Origin of the sequence: Massilia sp. TWP1-3-3, from assembly GCF_049897805.1 — a bacterium.
In the GTDB taxonomy this organism is placed as follows: Bacteria; Pseudomonadota; Gammaproteobacteria; order Burkholderiales; family Burkholderiaceae_D; genus Telluria_A.
The window spans coordinates 248,707-266,566 of record NZ_JAFCWX010000006.1 but is presented as its reverse complement, the minus strand read 5'-3'; the positions used below and the strand labels follow the sequence as shown (position 1 = coordinate 266,566).

At 64.1% G+C, this 17,860-nt stretch carries 13 protein-coding genes; 4 read left to right on the top strand and 9 right to left on the bottom strand.

Annotation, left to right across the window (positions count from 1 at the left end; genetic code table 11):
- Nucleotides 1–149: 149 nt before the first annotated feature.
- Both ACP7D4_RS08440 and ACP7D4_RS08435 read right to left on the bottom strand, forming a co-directional pair.
- Nucleotides 150–1,517, bottom strand: a complete 1,368-nt coding sequence (locus ACP7D4_RS08440; protein WP_426208614.1) for a type II toxin-antitoxin system HipA family toxin — start codon at nt 1,515–1,517, stop codon at nt 150–152.
- A complete protein-coding gene (locus tag ACP7D4_RS08435) occupies nt 1,517–1,855 on the bottom strand; it encodes a helix-turn-helix domain-containing protein (protein WP_426107924.1) in 339 nt (112 codons plus the stop codon). Before ACP7D4_RS08435 ends, ACP7D4_RS08440 begins: the two co-directional genes overlap by 1 nt.
- A gap of 262 nt (nt 1,856–2,117) precedes the next feature.
- Here ACP7D4_RS08435 and ACP7D4_RS08430 point away from each other — a divergent pair, with 262 nt between their 5' ends.
- Both ACP7D4_RS08430 and ACP7D4_RS08425 read left to right on the top strand, forming a co-directional pair.
- Nucleotides 2,118–2,678: a DUF883 family protein gene (locus ACP7D4_RS08430; protein WP_426208612.1), complete on the top strand. Its 561-nt coding sequence runs from the start codon at nt 2,118–2,120 to the stop codon at nt 2,676–2,678.
- 136 nt (nt 2,679–2,814) lie between these two features.
- Nucleotides 2,815–5,229 carry a catalase gene (locus ACP7D4_RS08425; protein ID WP_426208610.1) on the top strand — a complete coding sequence of 805 codons (2,415 nt, stop codon included), beginning with the start codon at nt 2,815–2,817 and terminating at the stop codon, nt 5,227–5,229.
- A 49-nt stretch (nt 5,230–5,278) separates the two neighbouring features.
- Here the strand turns inward: ACP7D4_RS08425 and ACP7D4_RS08420 are convergent, their stop codons facing one another.
- The 5 genes from ACP7D4_RS08420 to ACP7D4_RS08400 all read right to left on the bottom strand — a co-directional run bounded on the left by ACP7D4_RS08420 (nt 5,279) and on the right by ACP7D4_RS08400 (nt 12,684).
- On the bottom strand, nt 5,279–6,052 hold the full coding sequence (locus ACP7D4_RS08420; RefSeq protein WP_426208608.1) for a PEP-CTERM sorting domain-containing protein: 774 nt from the start codon (nt 6,050–6,052) through the stop codon (nt 5,279–5,281).
- Nucleotides 6,053–6,253: 201 nt separating this feature from the next.
- Nucleotides 6,254–9,388 carry an efflux RND transporter permease subunit gene (locus ACP7D4_RS08415; protein ID WP_426208607.1) on the bottom strand — a complete coding sequence of 1,045 codons (3,135 nt, stop codon included), beginning with the start codon at nt 9,386–9,388 and terminating at the stop codon, nt 6,254–6,256.
- Nucleotides 9,389–9,398: 10 nt separating this feature from the next.
- Nucleotides 9,399–10,526, bottom strand: a complete 1,128-nt coding sequence (locus ACP7D4_RS08410; protein WP_426103409.1) for an efflux RND transporter periplasmic adaptor subunit — start codon at nt 10,524–10,526, stop codon at nt 9,399–9,401.
- 53 nt (nt 10,527–10,579) lie between these two features.
- A complete protein-coding gene (locus ACP7D4_RS08405) occupies nt 10,580–11,962 on the bottom strand; it encodes an efflux transporter outer membrane subunit (protein ID WP_426103408.1) in 1,383 nt (460 codons plus the stop codon).
- Entirely contained in the window at nt 11,959–12,684 is a 726-nt protein-coding gene (locus tag ACP7D4_RS08400; RefSeq protein WP_426103407.1) for a CerR family C-terminal domain-containing protein, read from the bottom strand. Before ACP7D4_RS08400 ends, ACP7D4_RS08405 begins: the two co-directional genes overlap by 4 nt.
- A gap of 152 nt (nt 12,685–12,836) precedes the next feature.
- Between ACP7D4_RS08400 and ACP7D4_RS08395 the strand changes: the two genes are divergently transcribed.
- The gene (locus ACP7D4_RS08395) at nt 12,837–14,240 is read left to right on the top strand and encodes a DUF1800 domain-containing protein (RefSeq protein ID WP_426208605.1); all 1,404 of its coding nucleotides are present in this window, start codon (nt 12,837–12,839) and stop codon (nt 14,238–14,240) included.
- Between the two features lie 13 nt (nt 14,241–14,253).
- Nucleotides 14,254–15,492: a DUF1501 domain-containing protein gene (locus ACP7D4_RS08390; RefSeq protein ID WP_426208603.1), complete on the top strand. Its 1,239-nt coding sequence runs from the start codon at nt 14,254–14,256 to the stop codon at nt 15,490–15,492.
- 184 nt (nt 15,493–15,676) lie between these two features.
- On the opposite strand, the gene ACP7D4_RS08385 is transcribed toward ACP7D4_RS08390, so the two are convergent.
- On the bottom strand, nt 15,677–17,026 hold the full coding sequence (locus tag ACP7D4_RS08385; RefSeq protein WP_426208601.1) for a hybrid sensor histidine kinase/response regulator: 1,350 nt from the start codon (nt 17,024–17,026) through the stop codon (nt 15,677–15,679).
- A gap of 42 nt (nt 17,027–17,068) precedes the next feature.
- Complete coding sequence (locus ACP7D4_RS08380) at nt 17,069–17,845, bottom strand: 2OG-Fe dioxygenase family protein (RefSeq protein ID WP_426103403.1); 777 nt, start codon at nt 17,843–17,845, stop codon at nt 17,069–17,071.
- Between the last annotated feature and the right edge of the window lie 15 nt (nt 17,846–17,860).

Here is a 17,860-nt window from a genome sequence, read left to right as displayed (position 1 = left end):
AGAATTCGATGCATAGGCCGGTCCCGATGGTATGTGTGTTGCGTGAGAACTTCACACGATATCAGAGGAGTACTGGCCTATCTTTTTTGCATGACGTCCCACGCTGCCATGGGTGAAAGTTTACTGAACGCCCTCGAAGAGCCCGGGATTTAGCGCCCCGGCGAGCCTAGGATTTCAAAGGACGTAACAATGCGTCTCAGGCGTTCGCTTTGATGGATGACTCCTCCCAGGATGGCATCTGCCAGATCTTTGGGAAACTCTAGCGGCAGCCGGCGATACACGGCGGCCACCACATCGCCCGCCACAGTAACGAGCTCGTCAATGATCGTTTCGGCCGCGGCCGCCCCCAGCCCTGCCAGAAGCGCATGGCGTGTCCAGTGCCGCCGCTGTACCTGTTGAAGATGATAGTGATTTTCCACACCGCGAACCGCCATGGCCAGTTTGGCGCGCTGGACAGCGACATGGTTTGGCCCGCTACCCAAGACAGGATGCGCGGACAGCACATCGTAGAGAGGCGTCGCCGTGAAGCGGCTTTGCGGCAGGTGGAAAATGCTGAAATTTTTGGCATGCCCGTCAGTTGCAGCGAGTAGCCAAAACACGATCTGGGTTTTGAAGAACTGGACTCGATCGACCTTCGCATTCTCGGAGCCCAGAAGTATGTCCATGACCTTTGTGATGCCGGGGCCGCCGTCGGCCTGGTATTTTCGCAGCGGCGACGTGCCGGTGGCCTGGCAAAAGTCTTCTTGGGGCAAGCGCACAATCCAACTGGCGTCGTTGGCAAGCCGACGGTCGAAGCGCTCGACGATAAGCACCTTTACCCCGTCGAACCAGGCGATCTCGCAGGGCGCAATTGGCAAGCCGAAAGCGTGCACGAGCTGCGCGCACAGCCACTCGTTTTCGACGGACGTGCGCATGTCGGCCCGCATCGCGCCCACCAGGCCCATGGGTAACTTGAAGATGTGCGTGGTTGGCGTGCTGCCCGTCGGCCGGTGCCACTGCCCCTCGTGCTTTAATAGCGCGCTTTTCTCCTGTGCCCCGGCAATTGACAGGCGAAGGTCGATTTCGTCATCGTGTTGTCCCAGGGGACGCTCCGATGTTGCATTCCTGAGGATGGCGGCGACCTCGCCTTCGGACAAGCTTTCGCCCGTGATCGAAAACAGATTCTGCGGCACTTCGTCGCCTGGTAACAGCTGGATGGCACCCACGCAATCGCGTCCTATGGCCGCGAGCAATTGATACGGTTCGATGCCATCGGTATTGAAGTGCCGGGCAATTCTCCTGCGGATCGCTTCGCTATCGGGAAGCAGGTTGTCAAAGTAGTTGCCGACCACGGCGCCATGATGGCTCGCGTTTTGCGGTGTAACAGGCAGCGAAAGCGACAGTGGGCGTACTTGCTCATCGGCCAGCCACTCATCAAAGTAGGACAAGGCATGGCGGCCATGCGACGTTTCCCAGTACCCGACCGGAATGCCGTTAAGCCAGATAGTGAGTCGTTGCGCGTGGGATTTCCGGCCCATTACCAGCTCTCCGTCTCTTTGGACGGAGGAATCAATTTTGCGGGAGCTGGAGATGCCTTTTTGCTGTTGTTTCCGGGCGCCTCGCTTGCCCGCTTCAAGGAAGAGGCCGAAGGCTCTGCTGGCATCCGGTCACTCAGGATGAGGTTTCCGCCGAGTAAGCTCACGATTTTGAACAGCCGTTCGACGCTCGTCGTGGGCGGATGCAACTCGATCTTGGCATAGCTTTGCTGGGATACGCCCAGCAAAGCGGCGAGCGCCGCTTGGGACAGGCCAGCCTGCTTCCTCAGACCAACAAGTATGGGCCGCAGTTGCTCGAGAGTTTTGATCTGATAGTCCATGGCAACCCCTTATACCGAACCTACAGTGTAGAACGTGTAAATCCTAATTACAATCCATGGCTTGTAAATATTCAATACAACGTGTAATACGTAATTTTGTTATACACCGCTTGAGTTGTAGGGTGGAGTGTTCCCGGCGGCCTTGACAGCTCTGTTAGTTAACGCACAGTGAGCGCAAGGTAATCGTTATATTTTTTGTATTCGCTACATCGCTTCAGATGAAGCACCCGCGCTGGATTACAAAACTTATAGAGGAACGATCATGGACACTCAAAAACCGCAGCAAGGTAATGGCAGCAACGTTGGCAATGAAGGCTCGGGCAGCAGCATGGGCAAGGATCTGAACAAGGATATGGGCGGCAACGACCATGTCAGCAGCAAGACCGTTGGCTTCGGCAATCTCGACAACGGTATCGACAAATCCCACGACAAGTCGCTCGACAAGGCCCAGGACAAGTCGCAAGACAAGTCCTTCGACAAGTCCCTCGACAAGTCCCTCGACAAGTCGCTCGACAAGTCGCTCGACAAGTCGCTCGACACCAGCGCCTCGCAAATGCACCAGACCATTGACAAGGCAGCCGATGCCGCCAAGCCAATGGCCGACCGCATCGCCACCACCGCCCACGCTGGCGTCGAGAAACTCTCGTCCGCGCTGACCGATGCTGGTTCGCGTTTCGAAGACAGATCTAAGCAACTTAGCGAAGCTTACGGCCGCTTTGCGGACACGGGCCGCGAGTATGTGCGCACCAGCCCGGCAAAGTCGGTACTGATCGCGCTGGCGGCCGGCTACACGCTGTCCAAGCTGCTGGGACGCCGCAATTAATCACTACGCGACACGGTTTGTCGCCCGTGCGCCGGATGGCTTGCCGCCGACCGGCTGTACAGGCGCGTCTGTATCGTAAATTTTGCAGAATAGACATTTCTGCCTTGTCATCCCTTTCCCAAGTTCGAGGTGTTTAATGGTTACACGTAAGAAATCCGGCCAATCCGACGAGGGCGCCGGCTCCATCCTCAGTACGGTGTCCGGCCCTTCCAATGCGCCGCCGCCCTCTACTCTTGGCAACATGAATCCCGTCTCGGAACGCTTGTTGGAGAAAACCGTTGCTGGCCAGCAGCTCGCCGCAGCGATGCCTTCCAATGAAAACAAGGCCGCCGAACACGGCGACGCCGCACGCACGCCCCCTGCAGGGCAGACGCGCACGCCATCGTCGCCGGCCGCTACCGGCAGCACCAGCAGCGAAATCATCACCTCCGACAAGGTGGGCGCAGGCATGCCGCCACCGGGATCGAATCCTACCGTCGACCCGCTCGACCGTGTGCGTGTTGACGGCGGCGGGCAGCGCCTGACCACCAACCAGGGCGTGCCGATCGCCGACAACCAAAACTCGCTCAAGATCGGCTTGCGCGGCCCGACCGCGCTGGAAGACTTTATCCTGCGCGAAAAAATCACCCATTTCGACCATGAGCGCATTCCCGAGCGCGTGGTCCACGCGCGCGGTTCAGCTGCCCATGGTTACTTTGAAAGCTACAAGGACTTGAGCGAACTGACCCGCGCGACCGTGTTTGCCGAGCCAGGTAAGCGCACACCGGTCTTTACCAGGTTTTCGACCGTCGCCGGCGAACGAGGTTCCTCGGACACGGTGCGCGACGTGCGCGGTTTTGCCGTCAAGTTTTATTCTGACCAGGGTAACTGGGACCTGGTTGGCAACAACATCCCCGTCTTCTTCATCCAGGACGCGATGAAATTCCCGGACCTGGTGCACTCGGTCAAGCCCGAGCCGCATCACGCGATGCCTCAAGCATCCAGCGCTCACGATACCTTTTGGGACTTCGTCTCGCTGATGCCCGAGTCGACCCACATGCTCATGTGGCAAATGTCGGACCGCGCCATTCCGCGCAGCTACCGCACCATGCAAGGCTTCGGTGTGCACACCTTCCGCCTGGTCAACGCTGCCGGCGAATCGCGCTTTTGCAAATTCCACTGGACGCCGCTGCAGGGCACCCACTCGCTGGTCTGGGACGAGGCCGCCAAGCTGATCGGTGCCGATCCCGATTACCACCGGCGCGACCTGTGGGAGGCGATCGAAGCGGGCGCCTTCCCGGAATGGGAACTGGCGGTACAGGTCTTTACCGAAGAGCAGGCGGACGCTTTTGAGTTCGACGTGCTCGATTCGACCAAGCTGGTGCCCGAAGAATTGGTGCCGCTCACGCCCATCGGCAAGATGGTATTGGACCGCAACCCGGATAACTTTTTCGCGGAAACCGAGCAAGTGGCATTTTGCACCGCCCACATCATTCCCGGCATCGACTTCACCAACGATCCGCTGTTGCAAGGGCGTATTCATTCCTACCTGGATACGCAGATCAGCCGGCTGGGCGGCCCGAATTTCCACGAAATCCCCATCAATGCGCCGGTGGCGATGGTGCAGAACAATCAGCGCGAAGGCATGCACCGGCAGGCCATACACCGTGGGCGCGTCAATTACGAACCCAATTCGCTGGGCGGGGGCTGTCCGTTCCAGGCGGGTACGGCCGGCTTTACCAGCTTCCCGCAGCCGGTCGCAGCCGACAAGGTGCGCGGCAAGCCGGAACTGTTTGCGGACCACTATTCGCAGGCGCGCCTGTTTTTCCACAGCCAGTCGCCCGTCGAGCAGGCCCACATTGCTGCCGCGTTCCGTTTCGAGTTGACGCGGGTGCAGACCCCGGCCGTGCGCGAGCGCGTGCTGTCGCTGCTCGCCAATGTCGACATCGCTCTGGTGAACGCAGTGGCCTCAGGCCTGGGCATGGAAGTGCCGGCGCCGCAGCCGATGGCCACCACGCTGCCGCTGCCCGAGTACGAGCCGTCGCCGCCGCTGTCGCTGCTCAGCCGTCCGGGCCAAACCGGTATCCAGACGCGCAAGGTTGCCATTTTGGTTGGCAATGGGGTTGACGGCGTGATGGTACGCAAGATCTACAGTTCCCTGCTGGCCGATGGCGCCGTACCGCGCCTGGTGGGTAGCCAGTTGGGCAAGGTGCAGTCGAGCGACGCCAGCGTGCTGTTTGTCGAAATCACGCTCGAAGCGGGGCCTTCGGTGCTGTATGACGCGGTCGTCGTGCCCGACGGCGAAGCAGCCGTCAAGGCGCTGAGCCGCGACGCGCATGCGCTCGACTTCATGCGCGAGCAGTACCGCCATTGCAAGCCGATCATGGTCGTGGGCACGGCTGCGGCGCTGCTCCAGCAGGCTGGTGTGCCGCCGGCCTTGCCGGACGGCTCGCCCGATCCCGCCCTGATCGGTACCGACAATGACGACCTGGCGGCCGCCGTCGACGCCTTCAAGCAAGCCCTGGCCTCGCACCGCTCGTTCGCTCGCGAGACCGATCCGCCGATGGTGTAAGCGAAAAAAAACGCCAGCGTTGAGCTGGCGTTTTTTTTGGTGCATGACATCAGGTTTGCTTGCGGCGGCGCCCCATGAATCCCATGACGCCAAGGCCCAGCATCAGCATGCCCAGCGTGGCAGGCTCGGGCAGGTCGACCGCAGCGCTGTCGTCCGGTGGCCTGGGCGTTGGCGTTGGTGTCGGCGTGGGTGTCGGCGTTGGTGTTGGTGTTGGCGTAGGCGTGGGTGTCGGCGTAGGCGTTGGTGTCGGCGTTGGTGTCGGCGTCGGCTCTTTCGCAGTCAGCAGCATGCCGCTTCCGAACAGCGTCAGATTCGAAAAGTCGCCGGCGTTCTTGCCATTATTGAGCATGCGCTGAACCCACGATCCGTTCAAGGTGGTGCCCGCCAATAAGACTTGATCGTCAAACAGCCATGCGCCACTACCGCCGCCGGTATGCATGGAAAATACCAGGTCAAGCGTGATGTCGGTATCCTTGAGCGTGTTCGTGACCGACCAGGTACCGTTTTTCATGTCGGCGCCAAAGGCAAAACCGAACTGAAGCGGACTGTTGACCTGGCCATGGGCGAGCGTCGCCTTGCCGCCACTGCCAAAGGCGCCGATAGCGCTCCAGTTGCCCGCGTACTCGTCGGCGAACGGCGTGCTGCCCTGCACGCCCTGCGTGTTGACCTTGCCGAGGTAGTCGAAGGTGTCGGCAGCGCTCAGCCCAAGCTGCACATCGTTTCGCGAGGCCGCAATCGTCGGAGCCTTGACCGGGCCGGCGCTGGCCGCAGTGGCCAGCAGTGTCAGGGAGCATAGGGCAGCGCTGGGAATGAAATTTTTCACGATGTTTTTCCAGAAAGATTGAGGAGCTGAGGAAAACACAGTGCGAAGCTTGGGCAGAGCTTTCCTAAGGGCAAATTCTACCTCAAAATCTCGGGAAATGCATAGTTGCCAACACAAGTTACAAAAATACATCTGTTCGTTACTTAACATAAGATGAAAAAAAGCCAGCGATTGCGCTGGCTTTCCTGGTTTTTCACCTTGCTATTTCGCGTTATTGAGCTTCGGAATGACTGTTGGCGGCGTCGGCGCCGGATGCTTGCGCAGGCGCTGTACCGCCCGCCGTAAGAGATGCTCAAGATCATCAATGTAGGTGAAACCGGCCGGCACCACCAGCAAGCTGAGCAGCGTGGAGGTGATCAGTCCGCCGATCACGGCCACCGCCATCGGCGAACGGAAACTCGGGTCGGCGCCCCAGCCCAGCGCCAGCGGCATCATGCCGGCGCCCATCGCAATGGTGGTCATGATGATCGGGCGGCTGCGCTTGTGGCAAGCGTCAACCAGGGCATCAAAACGGCTCATGCCCGCTTCGCGCGCCAGGATGGCATAGTCCACCAGCAGAATCGAATTTTTGGTCACGATCCCCATCAGCATGATCAGGCCGATCATCGACGGCATCGACAAGGCCTTGCCGGTCACCAGCAGCGCAACAAAGGCGCCGCCGATCGACAGCGGCAGCGCCAGCAAGATGGTAATCGGCTGCATGAAGTCCTTGAACAGCAGCACCAGCACGCCATAAATACACAGCACGCCGATCAGCATGGCCACGCCAAAGCTGGCAAACAGCGCCTGCATTTCCTGGGCGTCGCCCAGTTCGGCGATTTTCACCGAGGCGGGCAAGGCCTTCATCGATGGCAGCGCGCGCGCCTCGGCGTTGACTTCGCCCAGCGAGCGGCCCGACAGTTCCACCTCGAGCGTCACGTTGCGGCTGCGGTTGAGGCGGTCGATTTGCGCCGGACCGCTTTCCATCGTGATGCTTGCCACGTTGGCCAGCATGACCGGCCCGTTCTTGCCGGGCACCGTCAGGCGCGCAATCGCAGCCAGGTCGGCGCGCACGGCGTCGGGCAGCTTGACTCGGATCGGCACCTGGCGTTCGGCCAGGTTCATCTTGGTCAGCGCCTGGTCGTAGTCGCCGGCGGTGGCCACCCGCACCGTTTCGCCGATGGACGCGGCGGTCACGCCCAGGTCGGCCGCTTTTGAAAAATCGGGCCGTACGATGATCTCGGGGCGCACCAGCGAGGCGCTGGAACTGACGTTGCCAATACCCTTGAGCGTGCGCAGTTCGCGCTCTACCTTGCGCGCCGACTCGACCAGCGCCACCGGGTCTTCGCTGCGCAGCACCAGCTGCATCTTCACGCCAGTGTCTTGCGGGCCGACGTTAAAGCGCGCGCCGGGAATCTGGTCGAGCCGGGTGCGGATCTGGCGTTCGACCTGGTCGAGCGAGTCCTTGCGCTTGTCGCGGTGCAGCGTGGTCAGGGTCAGCACGGCGCGCCGCGCTTCGGCCGCAGCGCCTGGGGCAAACGCGTCGCCGCTGGAGCCGCCGCCGATGGAGCTGAAAATGCTGGTGACGCCCGGCACCTGCATGGCCGCCAGGCGCGCCTGTTCGGCTACCACGCGCGTTTCGGCCAGCGTCGAGCCGGGGGGCAGTTCGACGTTGATCATGGTTTGCGCGCGGTCGGCCGGCGGCACAAAGCCGGTCGGCAGCAAAAACACCAGGCTGATCGACACCACGAAAAACACCAGCGAACCGATGGCCGTCACCAGGCGGTGGTTCAGGCACCACTTCATGGCGCTGATGTAGCGCGTCATCAGCCAGCCGTCTTTTTCTTCGCCGTGCGGCAGCGGCTTCATGATGTAGGCCGCCATCATCGGCGTGAGCAGGCGCGCCACCACCAGCGAGGCCAGAATCGCCAGCACTGCGGTCCAGCCGAACTGCTTGAAAAACAGGCCGGGCACGCCGCCCATGAAAGCGGTTGGGAGGAACACGGCCACCAGCGCAAAGGTGGTCGCAATCACCGCCATGCCGATTTCGTCGGCCGCTTCCAGCGCCGCCTGCATCGGGGTTTTACCCATGCGCAGGTGGCGCGAGATGTTCTCGATCTCGACGATCGCGTCGTCCACCAGCACGCCCACCACCAGCGCGAGCGAGAGCAGCGTGACGGTGTTCAATGTGTAGCCAAACCAGTACTGCCCCAGGAAAGCGGGAATCACCGACAGCGGCAGCGCGGCGGCGGCCACCAGCGTGGCGCGCCAGTCGCGCAGGAACCAGAACACCACCAGCACCGCCAGGATCGCGCCTTCATAGAGCAGCTCCATCGAGCCGGTGAAATTTTCCTCGACCGGGCGGGCGTTGTCGATCACTTCCTTGAGCGCCACGTTGGGGTGGGCTGCCTGCAGCTCGGCGATCGCGGCGCGCGCGCCCTTGGCGACCGCGATTTCGCTGGCACCCTTGGTGCGGAACACTTCAAAGCCCACCACGCGCTTGCCGTCATGCTCGGCGATCGAGCGCGGCTCGGCCACGGTGTCGGTAATTTTCGCGACCTGGTCGAGGCGCACGCGCCGTCCGCCGGGGATGGGAATATCCATCGCCGCCAGTTCGGCCGCCGTTTTGACGGTGGCGATGGTGCGCACCGACTGCTCGGCGCCGCTGACGTCGCCACGTCCACCCGGCACTTCGCGCTGCACGCTGCGCAGCTGGCGCGAAACGTCCACCGCGGCCACCTGCAAGGCGGCCATGCGCTGGTCGTCGAGCTCGACGCGGATTTCGCGAAACACGCCGCCCACGCGCTTGACCGCGCCCACGCCCGGCACGCTGAGCAAGCGCTTGGCGACCGAATTGTCGACAAACCAGCTCAGTTCCTGGTCGTCGAGCGGCACGCCGTTGGCGCCAGTGCTGCTGCCAGCGGCGGCGGCCGTAAAGGTCATGATCACGCGCCCGGCGGTCGACGCTTTCGTCACGGTCGGGTCGCGCATTTCAGAAGGCAAGTCCGACTTGATGCGGGCTACCGCGTCGCGCACATCATTGACGCCTTCGGCGATATTTTTCTCGAGGACGAATTCAACGGTGACGGTGGCCACGCCGTCGAGCACGCGCGAATAGATATTTTTCACGCCTTGCAGCGTGGCGACGGAGTCTTCGATCTTGCGCGCGACTTCCGTTTCCAGCTGGGCCGGGGCGGCGCCGTCGAGGACCGCGGTCACGGTCACGATCGGCAGTTCGATGTCGGGAAAATCCTGCACCGCGTTGGCGCGGTAGGCCATCAGCCCGGCCAGCGTGAGCAGCACGAACAGCATGATGGCCGGGATCGGGTTCTTGATTGACAGGGCGGAGAAATTCATCGCGCGCTCCTTATTTTGCCGGCGGCGGCGCGGCGGCGGCTACGCGCACCACATCGCCTTCATTGAGAAAGCCCGCGCCGCTGACGGCCACCGTCGCGCCCGGGGCCAGGCCCGACAGCACTTCGATGCGCTCGCCCAGGCGCCGGCCCGCCTGCACCTTGACCTGGCTCACGCGGTTGTCGGGTTTGAGCTGGAATACATAGCTAAAGCCGTCGCGCACCACCACCGCCTGCTGCGGCACCGTCATCGCGCTCGACGTGCCCAGTTCGAACTGGCCGCTGGCGAACATGCCGGCCTTGAACGGCGCGTTCGCGCCCACCGTGCCGGGCAAGTCCACATACACTAGCGCCGAGCGGGTCTGGGCGTCGATGGTCGGGGCGATCATGCGCACCTTGCCCGTCAGTTCGCTGCCATTGGCCGCCTTGACCTGTGCGCTGGCCCCTGGCCGGATCTGCGCCAGTTCGGATGCGGTCACCTCGGCGCGCCATTCAAGGCGCCCCTTGCGGATCATGCGGAACAATTCGGTGCCCACGCCCACCACCGAGCCGACCGTGGCCTGGCGCGCCGAGATCACGCCGTCGTCGGGCGCGAGCACCTGGGTGTAGCGCAGGCGCAGCTGCTGCGACGACAGCGCCGCCTTGGCCGACGCGATGCGCGCGCGCGCCGTCATTTCGCCCGTCATGTACTGGCTGATCTGCTGGGCCGACAAGGCGCCCGAGCTTTTCAAGGTTTGCGCGCGGGCCGCATTGGCCACCGCTTCGGCGGCATTCGCCTCCGCTTCCATCAGCGCCGCGCGCGCCTGCGCCACGTCGGCGTTCACGCTGTCAGCCGAAAACACGGCCAGCACGGCGCCCTTTTTCACGACGTCGCCCACATTCACGCGCACCTCGGTCAGGCGCAGGCCGCCCGACTCGCTGCCGATGATCGCTTCCTGCCACGCCGCCACGTTGCCGTTGGCGGCCAGTTTGATTGGCAGCTGCGCCGGCGTGGCCTGCGTGGTGGTGACGGTCAGCGCCGCCTTGACCGGCGCGGCGACCTTGTCGGCGGCTTTCGGTTTATTAAGGAAAAACACGCCGGCGCCCACCAGGGCGGCCAGCACGCCGACGATCAAAACAGGTTTGAGGATACTTTTTTTCATGTTGTTTTCCAGATGCGGTTCGATGTGGTCAGATGGCACTTATCGGGGGATACTTAGCTGCCAGCACGGCTCCAGCCGCCGCCGGCGGCGCGGTACAGCGCAATCCAGGCGGCGCTGCGTTCGCGCTGCAGCGTGACGATGGCGTTTTCGGACGCGAGCCGCGTGCGGCGGGCGTCTTCCAGTTCGAGCAGGCTGCCAAGGCCGTTCTTGTAGCGGTCTTCGGCTGCCACAAAGGCGATCCGATAGCCTTCCAGCGAAACCTGGGCGTCACTGCTGCGCGCCGTGCTGCTGTTCAGGTTGACGAGCGCCTGTTCCACTTCGCGCACCGCGTCGCGCACCGTTGCGCGGTAGGTGATAACGGCGGCCTCGTAGCGCGCCTTGGCAGCGTCAACGTTGGCGCGGCGCACGCCGGCGTCAAAAATCGGCAGGCTCACGGCCAGCGGGCCGATAGTCCAGGTGTTGGTTTGCAGGTTCTCGCCGCCGGAACGGAAATTGGCCGCGCCAATCGCGCCCGAGAGCGACAGGCGCGGAAAGCGCTGGGCCTGCGCGCTGCCGATGTCGGCGCTGGCGGCGGCCACTTCGCGCTCGGCCGCAAACACGTCGGGACGCTGCGCCAGCAGCTGGGCCGGGAGCGTCGTGATGGCAATCGGCGGGGCCGCGACGGGGCCGCCGGCGGCAAGTTGCGCGCGCAAGGCCGGCTCCTCGATTGCGGCGAGCGACACCAGCGTTTTGATGTCGATGTCGCACAGGGCGCGCTGCAGCGTGGCGCGGCTGTTGCCTTCAGCGGCGCTGGCGCGCGCCAGGGCGGCGCTGGCGGGGGCCTGAAAGCCCGCGTCCGCAGTAAGCCTGGTCAAGCGCGCGGTGTCGGCGCGCGAAGCGGCGTCCTGCTGCGCCACGGCCAGCAACTGCTCGCAGGCGCGCAGGCTGTAATAGGTTCCCGCCACTTCGGCGGCCACCGCCACGCGCGCTGCATGCCATTGGGCGCTGGCGCCGGCCAGGCGCGCCTGGGCCGCATTGCGCGCGGCGACGCCGCCACCGAACAGGTCAATTTCCCAGGCCGACTGCAGGCCTGCGTAGCTGGTGGTGCCGCCCGGCTGCAAGCTTTGCTGGTTGGCGCGTGAGATGCTCGCGCCGGCGTCGAGCGTGGGCAGCAGCGCGGCGGTGGCGGCCGTGCGCTGGGCGCGCGCGGCGGCAATGCGGCTGGCGGCGGCGGCAATGCTCGGGCTGGACACCTGGGCCGAGGCGATCAGTTGCGCCAGCAGCGGGTCGCCCTGTTGGCGCCACCAGCTGGCCAGGTCGGTCAGGCTGCCATTGTGCGGCAGCGGCGCCTGCCACTGGGCGGGCGCGGGCAGGGCTACGCTGGCCGGCGGCGCCAGTGCGCACGCCGACAGCGCCAATGGCAGCAGGGTGCTGCCCAGGATGTGCAAGCTCTTCATGCTTTTTTCTTTCGTGGCGGTGGTGTGAGCGCTGGTGTGAGCGGTGACGCGAGTGCGGCCCGGCGTGCCTGTTCTGCATTGACGATGGCTTCGGCGTAGTCGACCAGGCGGTCCATCCAGGTGTCGATCGCCGCGCTGGTGTCCAGCAATTGGGGACGGATCTGGTCGACCACGTCGCGCACCAGCAGCATCTGCAGCGCCATGCCGGCCACGCAAAAGGCCACCCGGGCCAGGTCGTCGTCAGCTTCTGCTACGTGCATGTGGCGCCCGATCACCAGCATCAAGCCCGCATGCGCCGGCTTGATGCCATTGTCGATTTCCTCGCTCCACAGACCGGTCGGCTCGAGCATCTCGCGAAACCACAGGCGCATGCACAGGCGCGCCAGGTCGCCCTCCTTGAGGGGGCCGAGCAGCTGCGAATAGAACTCGCGCAGCGACTCGCGCAGCGTGGCCTCCGGCCTGGTGAAGGCGGCGATGTCTTCGCGCGCATGCGGCGCCGGCTCGGTGAAGGCGGCGCGGTACAGGCCCGCCTTGTCGCCAAAATAATAGCTGATCGAGGCGATGTTGGTGCCTGCGGCGAGCGCGATTTCGCGGGTCGAGGTCTTGGCGAAGCCCTGCTCGGCGAACAGGCGCATGGCGGCCAGGACCAGCCGTTCGCGCGACTGGACTCCGTCCGAGCGCGACTTGCGCGCCTCGTCGTTAGGTAAGTGTGGTTTTTCCATGGTGGCGATTAGACCATAAAAATCAAACGATTGATATAACTTAATCACTTGCTTAAATTAAATTGCTTTAATTCAATTGGAACTTTTTATCCTTTGCTGCGCAATACTATCGATGGGCCCGTCTTGCGGCCCTTGTTCAAGAGGCTGAGCTCATGAGATTGCCATTTGCCACCGTCGCCGCCGTGCTGCTGATATTGTCCAGCTCAGCTAACGCGGCTCCCAGCGCCGCCGAGCGCGACGCGCTGCACGTACTGAACCGGGTCGCCTACGGTCCCGCGCCGGGCGACGTGGCGCGCGTAGCCCAGATGGGCGTGCAGCGTTACATCGCATCCCAGCTGGCACCCCAGCAGATAGCCTATCCGGCGGCGCTGGCCGAACGGCTGGCCGCGCTTGACATCCCCAACCGCAGCAGCGGCGCCGCGCTGGCGCAATTGACCGAACTGCGGCGCGACGTGCGCGACGGCGACGAAGGCGCGAAACAACGGCGCGCGCTCGCCTACAAAGACATGGCGCGTGAAACGGCCGAGGCACGCCTGCTGCGCGCGCTCTACAGTCCTCGCCAGCTGGAGGAAGTCATGGTCGACTTTTGGTTCAACCATTTCAACGTCTTTTCGGGCAAAGGCATTACCCGCGCGCTGGTGGCCGGCTACGAGCGCGACGCCATCCGGCCTAACGTATTCGGCTCGTTCCGGGCCATGCTGGGCGCCACCGCGCGCCATCCGGCCATGCTGTTTTACCTGGATAACCACCTGTCAAAGGCGGGCGCCGTCAACGAAAACTATGCGCGCGAACTGATGGAGCTGCACACGCTGGGCGTGGACGGCGGCTACACGCAAAAGGACGTGACGGAGCTGGCGCGCATGCTCACCGGCTGGACTTTTGCGCCGGCGGCGCTGGCGCGCGAGAACCAGGCATTTCGCTTTGACGCGAAGCGCCATGACCAGCAGGGCAAGACCTGGCTAGGCAGCGTGGTGGCGCAAAAGGGCGAGGCCGAAGGCGAGTACGCGCTCGACGTGCTGGCGCGCCATCCGGCCACGGCACGCCATATCGCCTACAAGCTGGCGCAGTACTTCGTGCAGGACGAGCCGCCGGCGCCGCTGGTCGAGCGCCTGGCGCGCAGCTTTCACGACAGCGACGGCGACATTCGCAGCGTGCTGCGCACCCTGTTCGCCAGCGACGAATTCATGGCCCCGGCGAGCGTCGGCGCCAAGTTCAAGACGCCGTACCGGTATGTAGTGTCGGCCGCGCGCGCCGGTGGCGGCCAGATGGCCGACATGATGCCGCTGCTGCGCTCCCTGAACGAGCAGGGCATGCCGCTGTACGGCTGCGCCACGCCGGACGGCTACAAGAATACCGAGGCGGCCTGGCTCAACCCGGCCGCGCTCACGCGCCGCATCGCCTTTGCCGGCGCCACCGGCGCCACGCTCGACGCCGCAGCGCTCGAGGACAGCATCGGCGTGGGGATTGGTGCGCACACGCGCGCCATCGTCGCGGGCAGTCCGGTGCGCCTGCGCGCCGCCATGCTGCTTGGCAGCCCGGAATTCATGCAGCACTGACCAGGAAACCGCTATGAACCGCAGACATTTTTTGGAACAGATGACGCTGGGCGCGGGCCTGGTGCTGCCGCTCGGGCGCCATGCGTGGGCGGCGACGGCGGTCAAGCCGACGCGCCGTAAATTGATCGTGGTGATGCTGCGCGGAGCAGTCGACGGCTTGAACGTGGTGGCACCGGTGGCAGACCCGAACTATGCGCGCCTGCGCCCCACCATTGCGCTGGGCGCGCCGGGGCAGGACGGTGGCGCCCTCAGGCTTGATAACTATTTCGGCCTGCATCCGGCGCTCGCGCCACTGCTGCCGCTGTGGGAGCAAAAACGGCTCGCCTTCGTGCACGCCAGCGGTTCGCCCGACGCCACGCGCTCGCACTTCGACGCCCAGGATTACATGGAGTCGGCCACGCCGGGACGCAAAAGCACGCAGGACGGCTGGATGAACCGCTTGGCGACGCTGCTGCCGCTGCTGCCTGGCCCGGCGAACCCGAGCCGCGCGCTCAGTATCGGCCCGCTGATGCCGCGCATCCTCTCCGGCCCGGCGGCGGCGATGAACCTGCCTAATGGCGCGGCGGCCACCCGCGCCGACCTGCTGGACCGCCCGCAGGTGGGCGCCGCGTTCGACCAGCTGTATGCGGGGCACGCCCGCTTTGGCAAGGCTTACGCGCAGGGGCGCGAATCGCACCGCGACGTGATGCAGTCGGCCAGCGCCGAGATGCAGGCAGCCGACAATGGCGCGCCGCTGCCGAACGGCTTTCCGGCCGACGCGGCGCGCCTGGCAAATCTCATGCGCGGGAACGACGCCATTGAGCTGGCCTTCGTCGCGCTCGGCGGCTGGGACACGCATGCGCGCCAGGGCGGCGCGAGCGGACAGTTGGCCGGCCGCCTGGCGCCGCTGGCAACCGGCCTGGCGACGCTGGCCGAACGGCTCGGCCCTATGCTGCAGGATACGGCTATCGTCGTGATGTCCGAATTTGGGCGCACCGCGCGCGAAAACGGCAGCGGCGGCACCGATCACGGTCACGGCAACGTGATGTGGGTGATGGGCGGCGCGGTGGCGGGCGGCAAGGTGCTCGGCGACTGGCATGGCGTGGGGGACGCCGCGCTCAACGAAGGGCGCGACTTGCCCGTGACCACAGACTTTCGCGCTGTACTGGCGCAGCTTGCACAGCGGCATTTGCGCCTGCCGGACCAGCGCATGGAAACGCTGTTCCCTGGCTGGACCGCGCGCGAGCCAGGCTTCCAATTGTTCCCCGGATAGAAATCGCGCTGGGGAAGACAGTACCGTATTTCTACGGTATTGCAGTGCAACATAAATCGCGTTATATTGGAATTGTCTCCTCCAAACCTTCTTCGAAGCTTGGATTGCCGCCCGCCCACCGCAAGGTCTGCGGGCGTTTTTTTGCGTTTTCGCGCCCTCACCGCCTGAGGTTGTGGAAATGGGGCTAGGGTTTTTCGGGCAGCGTCAGTGTGAAGGTGCTGCCGTGGCCGTATTGGCTGGTGAACGACAGCGCGCCGCCCAGCAGGTTGGCCAGGTTCTGGCACAGATACAGCCCCAGGCCCGCCCCTTCGGCATGCCGGGTCGAGGTGGAGTCGAGCTGCGAAAACGCCTGGAACAGCTTGTGCTGGTCCTCGGTCTTGATGCCCACGCCCGTGTCGGCCACGCTAATGCGCGTCAACAGAACGCCGTCCACCAGCGCGTGGGCGAGCGAGACCTTGATCTCGCCGGTCTCGGTAAATTTGATGGCGTTGTTCACTAGGTTGATGATCACCTGCGTGAGCGCGCGCCGGTCGGTGTCGACCAGCATCGGCTCGGCCGGCAGCTGAAACGACAGCGCCAGCCCTTTTTGCGTCGCGAGCGGGCGCAGCGTGTCGACCGTCTGCGCCACCAGCGCCTGGCAATCGATGCTCTCGACCTGCAGCGTCACCTTGCCAGCCTCGATCTTGGCCACGTCCAGGATATCGTTGATCAGCGAGAGCAGGTGGCGCGCGCTGGTGCGAATCGTGTTGAGCTGCTTGTCCTGGTCGGGCGTGAGCGGCCCGGGCAGCTTCATCAGCAAAGCGCCGGTGAAGCCGATAATGGCATTTAATGGCGTGCGCAGTTCGTGCGACATGTTGGCGATAAAGGCGGACTTCATGCGGCTGGCCTCGGCCAGTTCCAGGTTTTTGCCGGCGATCTCGCGGTTGATGATTTCCAGTTCCCCCGCGTGACGCGCCAGGCGCATGTTCAGTTCAATGACCTGCCGTTCGCGCGCCTGCAGTTCGCCATTGACTTGCACCGCCTGCTCGTAGGTGGAAATGAGCAGGTCGAGGATTTGCTGGCGCCCGGCGTGGATGAAGTGCTTCTGGTTGCCCAGGTACAGCGCGATGCCCTCGGTTTCGGACGTTTCGCGCAGCTTCTGGTTGACCAGCATGTGGCTGATCCGGCTAAGCAGGTAGTCTTCGGCATACGGCTTGCGCACGAAGTTGTCGGCCCCGCATTCGATGCCGCGGATGATGTCCTTGGCGTCGTTCAGGGTGGTCACGAGGATCACGGGAATGCTGCGCAGCTCAGGGTCGGATTTGATGGCGCTGCACAGTTCATAGCCGTTCATTTCGGGCATGATGATGTCCGACAGGACCAGCTGCGGGCGCCGTTCGCGCAGCATGGCCAGCGCCAGGCGCCCATTGGCGGCCACCCGCACGCGATACGACTGCGATTCAATCAGCCGGCGCAGGCGCTCGGCCTGCGTGGGACTGTCCTCGACGATCAGGATTTCACATTCTTCTGGGAGGATGACGTACGTCGAGTCCACGGCTTTGCTCCTTGCACCGATGCTGAGGTGGCTACGACTATATCATGCATCTTCGCCCTGGAAAGCCTTCGCACGCCAGGTCAGCACCAGCGTGTCGCGGTGGCCGTTTTCGCCCAGCGGCTGGATCGGAGTCGACTCGTGGATCACTCTTGCGTCGTCGAGCAGCAGTAAGGTCCACGGTTCAAGCAGGGTGAAACGCTTCCCATCGGGACCGTCGGCGTCGAATACGCGCGTCTCGCCGCCCTTGACGTTGCTGCGGCCAACCAGCAGCACGGCCACGAAGTCGACGCCGTCGCGGTGCGCGCCTTCCGGCGTAGGCCGGCCGATGCCGCCCAGCGTGTCGATCCTGAACTGGTGCGCCTCGACGAACCAGGGTTCCACGTTCTCGATGTCCCGGCTCTGCGGCCCTTTCACGCGCCGGCACGCGCTCGATAACGCGCGCACCAGGCGCGCAAAAACCGGATGGGCCAGCGTGGCCGGCTCGATCGGTTCGAACAGCCGGTGCATGCCGCCGTGCAGGGCGTTGTACTCGATCGGCTGCCAGTGCGCCCGATGCGCCGTTTGCGTCAGCTGCGCGCCGTCGTCGATAAAACAGGAATGGCGGCGGCGCCGGTAGTGGCCGCCGTCCTTGAGGTAGGCGTCGGGCGCCAGCGCATTCCAGCTGGCGGCCAGCGCGTCGAGTTCGGCCAGCGCGCACCCGGCCAGCGCGCACACGTCAGGCGGGGACAGCAAGGCGTAGCCGGCCGTGCGCAGCGCGCCAGTCAGGTGGGCGAGATCGGTAAAGGGAGGTGCGTAGGTGGGAGGTGCGTAGATTGTCATTTTGCTAGCGTAGCA

Excerpts from the sequence above, each read along its gene's own strand:
- ACP7D4_RS08410 (WP_426103409.1), bottom strand. The coding sequence starts at position 10,526 with ATGAAAAAAAGTATCCTCAAACCTGTTTTGATCGTCGGCGTGCTGGCC.
- ACP7D4_RS08425 (WP_426208610.1), top strand. The coding sequence starts at position 2,815 with ATGGTTACACGTAAGAAATCCGGCCAATCCGACGAGGGCGCCGGCTCC.
- ACP7D4_RS08440 (WP_426208614.1), bottom strand. The coding sequence starts at position 1,517 with ATGGGCCGGAAATCCCACGCGCAACGACTCACTATCTGGCTTAACGGC.
- ACP7D4_RS08380 (WP_426103403.1), bottom strand. The coding sequence starts at position 17,845 with ATGACAATCTACGCACCTCCCACCTACGCACCTCCCTTTACCGATCTC.
- ACP7D4_RS08415 (WP_426208607.1), bottom strand. The coding sequence starts at position 9,388 with ATGAATTTCTCCGCCCTGTCAATCAAGAACCCGATCCCGGCCATCATG.
- ACP7D4_RS08400 (WP_426103407.1), bottom strand. The coding sequence starts at position 12,684 with ATGGAAAAACCACACTTACCTAACGACGAGGCGCGCAAGTCGCGCTCG.
- ACP7D4_RS08435 (WP_426107924.1), bottom strand. The coding sequence starts at position 1,855 with ATGGACTATCAGATCAAAACTCTCGAGCAACTGCGGCCCATACTTGTT.
- ACP7D4_RS08430 (WP_426208612.1), top strand. The coding sequence starts at position 2,118 with ATGGACACTCAAAAACCGCAGCAAGGTAATGGCAGCAACGTTGGCAAT.
- ACP7D4_RS08390 (WP_426208603.1), top strand. The coding sequence starts at position 14,254 with ATGAACCGCAGACATTTTTTGGAACAGATGACGCTGGGCGCGGGCCTG.
- ACP7D4_RS08405 (WP_426103408.1), bottom strand. The coding sequence starts at position 11,962 with ATGAAGAGCTTGCACATCCTGGGCAGCACCCTGCTGCCATTGGCGCTG.
- ACP7D4_RS08395 (WP_426208605.1), top strand. The coding sequence starts at position 12,837 with ATGAGATTGCCATTTGCCACCGTCGCCGCCGTGCTGCTGATATTGTCC.